Here is a 6,151-nt window from a genome sequence, read left to right as displayed (position 1 = left end):
GCCCCGGCCGGGGGACCCGCGTCCACCGGCCGCGCACCGACGGCGGCGTCCGCCGGCGCCTGGTGCCGCCCTTCCCCGAGCCCGGCACCCGCCTGTGGGAGTACTTCGGCCTGGCCCCCGGCACCGCGGCCCGCCTCGCCCGGGCGATGGGCTGGGTGGGCCCGCTGCTGGTCGCCGCCGTCGCCGGCGTGCTGCGCTTCGTCCGCCTGGACCGCCCCGCGGTCGTCATGTTCGACGAGACCTACTACGCCAAGGACGCCTGGGCGCTGCTGCGGCGCGGCTGGGAGGCGAACTGGCCCGAGGACGCCAACCAACGCATCCTCGACGGCGTCGTCCCGCTCGGCGACACCGCCTCGTACGTGGTGCACCCCCCGGCCGGGAAGTGGCTGATCGCGCTCGGCGAGTGGGCCTTCGGCATGACCCCCTTCGGCTGGCGCTTCGTGCCCGCCCTGCTGGGCGCCCTGTCGGTGCTGATGCTGTGCCGGATCGGCCGCCGGCTGTTCCGCTCCACCGCCCTGGGCTGCCTCGCCGGGCTGTTCATGGCCGTGGACGGCCTGCACTTCGTGATGAGCCGGGCCGCACTGCTCGACCTGATCCTGATGTTCTGGGTCCTGGCCGCCTTCGGCTGCCTGCTGGTGGACCGCGACCGCTCCCGGGCCCGGATGGCGGCGGCGCTGGAGGACGCGGCCCGCGACCCCGACCGGCCGCCGCGCGGCAACCGCTCCGACGACGGGATGCTGCGCCCCGACACGGAGACCGGCCGGCGCGCCCGCCTCGGATGGCGCCCCTGGCGGATCGCCGCCGGCGTCTGCCTCGGCCTGGCCTGCGCCACCAAGTGGAGCGGCCTGTGGGTGCTGGCCGCCTTCGGCATCATGATCGTGCTGTGGGACGCGGCGACCCGCCGCACCGCCGGCGCCCCCCGCCCGTACCGGGCGATGCTGCGCCGCGACGCGGTGCCCGCCTTCCTGTCCACGGTGCCGGTCGCGGTGGTCGTCTACCTCGCCTCGTGGGCCGGCTGGTTCCTGCGACCCGGCGGCTACCACCGGGACTGGGCGGCGGAGAACGCCCCCACCGGCCACCCGGTCGGGGACGCGCTGCGCAGCCTGTGGCACTACCACGCGGAGGTCTACGGCTTCCACGTCGGCCTGGACTCCGAGCACAGCTACCAGTCCAACCCGTGGAGCTGGCTCGTGGCGGGGCGGCCGGTGTCGTTCTTCTACCTGTCCGAGGAGGAGGGCGAGGGGGCGTGCCGGGAGGCCGGCGGCTGCGCCCGCGAGGTACTGGCCCTGGGCACCCCCCTGCTGTGGTGGGCGGCCTGCGCCGCGCTGGTGTACTGCCTGTGGCGGTGGGCGGCCCGACGGGACTGGCGCGCCGGCGCGATCCTGTGCGGGACGGCGGCCGGACTGCTGCCGTGGTTCCTCTACCAGGACCGGACGATCTACTACTTCTACGCCGTGGTGCTGGTGCCGTTCCTGTGCCTGGCGCTGACGATGGCGCTGGGCGCGGTCCTGGGCCCGCCGGGCTGTCCGGAACGGCGACGGGTGGTGGGCATCACGGCGTGCGGGATCGTCGTGCTCGCCGTGGTCTGGAACTTCGTCTTCTTCTACCCCGTGTACGCGGACGTGCCGCTGCCGATGGACGGGTGGCGGGCCCGCATGTGGCTGCCCACCTGGATCTGAGCGGCCCCGGCCCGGGTGGGGAGGCCGGGTCCCGGGGCGGGGCCGGCCGATCGGGTGTTCCCGGCGGGCGGGGCGCGCGTCCCACCGGGCACCGCGCGAAAGCGGTCGCGTGCGCCGGGTAGGCTGCGGCCTCTGAGGGTGTGAGGTGCGGATGAGAACGCTGTGGGGCCGGCGGGGCCCGGAAACCGGTACCGGCACGACGGACCGGGGGACACCGATGACGGCGACGGCGCGACGCGCGCGACCGGGGACGGGGCGTCCACGGGACACCGACGGCACCGGCCCCCGTGCCCCCCGGGGCACGGCCCGCCCGGCGCTCCGGGGCGTCGTCGCGGTGACCGCCCTCGTCCTGCTGGCGGGGTGCAACTCCGGCGGCGGGGACACCGGGAACGGACAGGCACCCCGGGACGCCACGCCGGCCGAGACCGTCGCCGAGTTCCTGACCGCCTGGGAGAACGGCGACGTCGAGAAGGCCGCGGACCTGACCGACGACCCCGCCGCCGCCCGGGCCGCGCTCACCGCCTTCATCTCCGACACCGGCCTGTCGGACCTCACGCTCACGCCCGGCACCGGCTCCGGGGACGTCATCTCCTTCCTGGTGACCGCCCGCCTGCCCATCGGCGGTGACGACGGCGGGAGCGGTGACGGCGAGGCCTCCGACACGGTCGACTGGCAGTACCGCTCGGAGCTGTCGGTGCGCGAGGACGACGACCTCGGCACCGTGGTGGCCTGGGAACCGACCGTCCTGCACCCCGACCTGACCGACGGACACCGGTTGGAGACCGGGCCGCTGTCCGAGGAGGCGGCGGTGCGGGTGCTGGACCGCGACGGCGACGAACTGACCGCCGAGGACCACCCCACCCTGGCGGCGATCCTCACCGAACTGGGCGCCCGCTACGGCGCGGACGCCGGGGCCGGCAGCGAACTGCGGATCGTGGACTCCGCCGGCGCCCGGGTGGTACAGCTCCTGGAGCTGGAGTCGCCGAACCCCGTCGACGTCCCGACCACCATCGACTCCGACCTCCAGGCCACCGCCGAGCAGGTCCTCGCCGACACCGACCGCGCCGGCCTGGCCGCGATCCGGCCGAGCACCGGCGAGATCCTGGCCCTGGTCACCACCCCCGCCCCCGACCCTGCCGAGGACCCCGGGGAGTCCACCGACCTGGCCGTGAAGGCGCGCCTGGCACCCGGCTCCACCTGGAAGATCGTCAGCTCGGCGCTGATGATCGACCGGGGTCTCGCCTCCCCGTCGGCCGCCCACCCGTGCCCGAAGAACTTCGACCACGGCGGCTGGCCGTTCGAGAACCTCAACGAGTTCGAGCTGGAGAACGGCACCTTCGCGCAGAGCTTCGCCGCCTCCTGCAACACCGCCTTCGTCTCCGCCGCCCCCGAGCTGTCCGACGAGGAGCTGGGCACCTACGCCCGGAACACCTTCGGCATCGGCCTGGAGTGGGACGCCGGGATCGCGGTGGAGTCCGGCACGGTCCCGGTGGAGTCCAACGCGCAGATGGCCGCCCAGCTGATCGGCCAGGCCGGTGTGCGGGCCAACCCGCTGGTGATGGCCTCGGTGTCGGCCACCGTGCGGGACGGCTCGTTCCGCCAGCCCTACCTCGTCCCGCCGGACCACGACGGCCGGGAACTCGCCACCGCCGCCGGACCGTCGGAGGGCACCGCCGCGCAGCTGCGCGGGCTGATGGTGGCGACCGTGCAGTACGGCACCGCCTCGGCGGCGATGACCGGGGTCCCCGGTGAGACCGGCGCCAAGACCGGCTCGGCCGAGGTCATCGGCCAGGAGGACCCCAACGCCTGGTTCACCGCCTACCGGGACGACCTCGCGGTCGCGGCCGTGGTGCCGGAGAGCGGACACGGCGGCAAGATCGCCGGCCCGCTGGTGGCCGAGGTCCTCAAAGCCGCCCCCTGACCGACCCCCTGCCTCCACCGGGCCCCGTCACGCCACCGCGTGACGGGGCCCGGTCGGCTAACGTCCGGGGCATGGCGCTCATTTACCAAGCAACGCTCACACCCGGCAAGCTCGATCTGATCAGTGAATGGCTGCCCCAACAGCCGTGGAATCCGAACGGATCCGGAGTCCGGCAGGTCGGTGCCTACCGCTTCGACGACCCGGCGGGCGAGGTGGGCTTCGAAGCCTTCCTGGTCGAGGGGGACGACGGCGTGCTGCTGCACGTGCCGATGACGTATCGCGGCGCGCCGCTGGAGGGGGCGGACGAGTTCCTGCTCGGCACCACCGAGCACTCGGTGCTCGGCAAGCGGTGGGTGTACGACGCGTGCGGCGACCCGGTCGGGGTGACGGCGATGATCAGGTGCGCCCTCGGACAGCAGGACCAGGCCGAGGAGGTGATCGAGGCCGACGGGCACCGGCAGTCGCGTGAGCCCACCGTGCGCCTGGAACGGAACGGCGACCCGCACTCTCCTGCGTTCGCCGACGTGGACACCCCGACCTGCCGGAACGAGGGGCCCACCACGGTGGTCCGCGCGGGCGGGGCGGAGCTCGTCGTCGTGCGCGCCGTCGGCGCCGAGGTCGCCTCGGCGGACGCGACCCTCACCGGACGGTGGAGCGGAGGCGGCCCGGCGGTCCTGGCCGCCCTGCGCACCCGGCCGGCCGGCCCGTAGCCGGCCCCGGGCAGCGCCCGGGACCGGGGTTCGTCGCCGCCTTCGCGTCATTCCCCGGGGCACCGTCCCGGAGAACGACGCGAAGGCCACCTCCGCATGCCCCATCCCCGCGTGCGCGGGGAGCAGTACGGAGGCGCTCAGCGAAAAAGGGATCGACAGGGACCATCCCCGCGTGCGCGGGGAGCAGGGGAAACCCGCCCCGATCAGGGCTTTTGCCCGGGGACCATCCCCGCGTGCGCGGGGAGCAGGAGGCCGAGGGCGACACCAAGCGCGCCGCCGAGGGACCATCCCCGCCTGCGCGGGGAGCAGTCCGGGTGCCGCACACCCGGGACGGGATCACGGGGACCATCCCCGCGTGCGCGGGGAGCAGCCCGGCCTCCTGGACCGCCCCGAGGTCGAGGCGGGACCATCCCCGCGTGCGCGGGGAGCAGGAAGAGGCCGGCAGGGCTCTGCCCACCGGTCGGGGACCATCCCCGCGTGCGCGGGGAGCAGGAGCCGGACCAGGTCCGCAGGTTGATGACGCCGGGACCATCCCCGCGTGCGCGGGGAGCAGCGGCTCCTCGGTCCCCGGTTCCTCGGCCGCCGGGGACCATCCCCGCGTGCGCGGGGAGCAGAGTAACTGACCTGGGAGTTTACCGGCGGGGAGCGCCCGTTTTTGCAAGAAGCGGGGAAACGGACATTCCGCCTTGTCCGGAACTCCGGGTCATCCACATGGACCCACCGTAGCCAGTCCGGCGGACAACGACCCGGCTTCTCGCACAGTCGGCCGGGTAACGGGATAGCCGGGGGCAGGGTGCCCTCAGGCGTTTGATGAGCACACCGCATCACGACCTCCCGGAGCCCAGGGCCGGGCGTGCGACCCCGGGGCTCGCCACCTCGCTTCCTCCGGAGAGGGCGCCCGCCCCGGTGAGAGGTGGTCTCTCATGGCTTCTTCTCCACCCGCCACCCCGCCGCCTCGCCTCGTGCAAGCACGGTGCTTGCACGAGGTGAGGTGACGTTGTGCGCAAAGCGCACAAAAAGCCGCGAATAGTTCCGGGGGGGTTGTGGGAAAGGTGTGCGAGGGCCGCCGATCCCGCGTGGAGCGGGGAGGCCGGGCGGAGGTGTGCAAGCACGGTGCTTGCACGCCCCTCCGCCGACCCCGACTCCGGGGGGGCAAAAGTGCCGGGTCAAGCGGCGGCCGGGGCCCGGGTCATCGCCTCGCGGCAGGCCTGGCAGTGGGTCAGGCCGGACTCCGGGCGCAACACCACGTTGTGGCATCCCCGACAGGGATACGGCTTTCCCCGAACCGGCACCGGGGCCGCCGGTACGAGCGGCGCCGCCGTGGGAGCGGGCGCGGGTGGGGGCAGGTGTTCGCGCAGGCGCCAGGCCAGGATGCCCGCCGCCCGTCCCCGCAGCACCGTCGGTAGCCCCTGCGACAGCGCCCGGATCACCTCCGCCTCGGTCGCCCCACGGGCCAGCCAGGCATTGATCCCGGGCGCCAGGGTGCGGCACTCGCGTTCGGAGATCAGCAATCGCGGATCGCGCCGACGCAAGGAATTCACAATACGCATTACCGCCTCGCCGATGGGCTCTCCCTCCCCACCTTTATCCCTGCCGGGATTTTCCTCCCTGTTTTCCGGGGCCCGGGCGGGACCGTCGACGCCGGACATTCCCGCGCCGATGTTTTCCACAGGAACGGCGGACAGGGAGTTCGAGGTGTCTTCCGCGACCGGGGCCGGAGCCCACGCCGATGCCGGCTCCGGTGAAGGTGCCGACCTCGGCCCCGGTGGTCGAGCCGGTCGAGGCGGTCGAGCCGGTCGAGTTGGTTCGAGAGGTGGCATCCACCACCCCCACACCCGACC

4 protein-coding genes and 1 CRISPR repeat array are annotated in these 6,151 nt (G+C 74.1%); of the genes, 3 read left to right on the top strand and 1 reads right to left on the bottom strand.

The window, feature by feature from the left end; translation table 11 throughout:
* From FOE67_RS13510 to FOE67_RS13500, 3 genes are all read left to right on the top strand, one after another.
* Positions 1–1,679, top strand: a 1,679-nt coding sequence (locus tag FOE67_RS13510; protein ID WP_182663978.1) for a dolichyl-phosphate-mannose--protein mannosyltransferase, incomplete at its 5' end; no start/stop codon positions are given.
* 334 nt (positions 1,680–2,013) lie between these two features.
* Complete coding sequence (locus FOE67_RS13505; protein ID WP_323384881.1) at positions 2,014–3,600, top strand: penicillin-binding transpeptidase domain-containing protein; 1,587 nt, start codon at positions 2,014–2,016, stop codon at positions 3,598–3,600.
* 71 nt (positions 3,601–3,671) lie between these two features.
* Positions 3,672–4,310: a CG0192-related protein gene (locus FOE67_RS13500; protein ID WP_182663966.1), complete on the top strand. Its 639-nt coding sequence runs from the start codon at positions 3,672–3,674 to the stop codon at positions 4,308–4,310.
* A 97-nt stretch (positions 4,311–4,407) separates the two neighbouring features.
* A CRISPR array of direct repeats spans positions 4,408–4,924; the repeat unit is 29 nt; unit sequence GGGACCATCCCCGCGTGCGCGGGGAGCAG.
* Between the two features lie 552 nt (positions 4,925–5,476).
* On the opposite strand, the gene FOE67_RS13495 is transcribed toward FOE67_RS13500, so the two are convergent.
* The gene (locus FOE67_RS13495; protein WP_182663964.1) at positions 5,477–5,842 is read right to left on the bottom strand and encodes a hypothetical protein; all 366 of its coding nucleotides are present in this window, start codon (positions 5,840–5,842) and stop codon (positions 5,477–5,479) included.
* Between the last annotated feature and the right edge of the window lie 309 nt (positions 5,843–6,151).

Source organism: Streptomyces calidiresistens, from assembly GCF_014141525.1.
Taxonomy (GTDB): domain Bacteria; phylum Actinomycetota; class Actinomycetes; order Streptomycetales; family Streptomycetaceae; genus Streptomyces; species Streptomyces calidiresistens.
This window is presented reverse-complemented; position numbering and strand designations above follow the sequence as displayed.

Coding starts and splice junctions, on each gene's coding strand:
- FOE67_RS13500 (WP_182663966.1), top strand. CDS start 3,672: ATGGCGCTCATTTACCAAGCAACGCTCACACCCGGCAAGCTCGATCTG.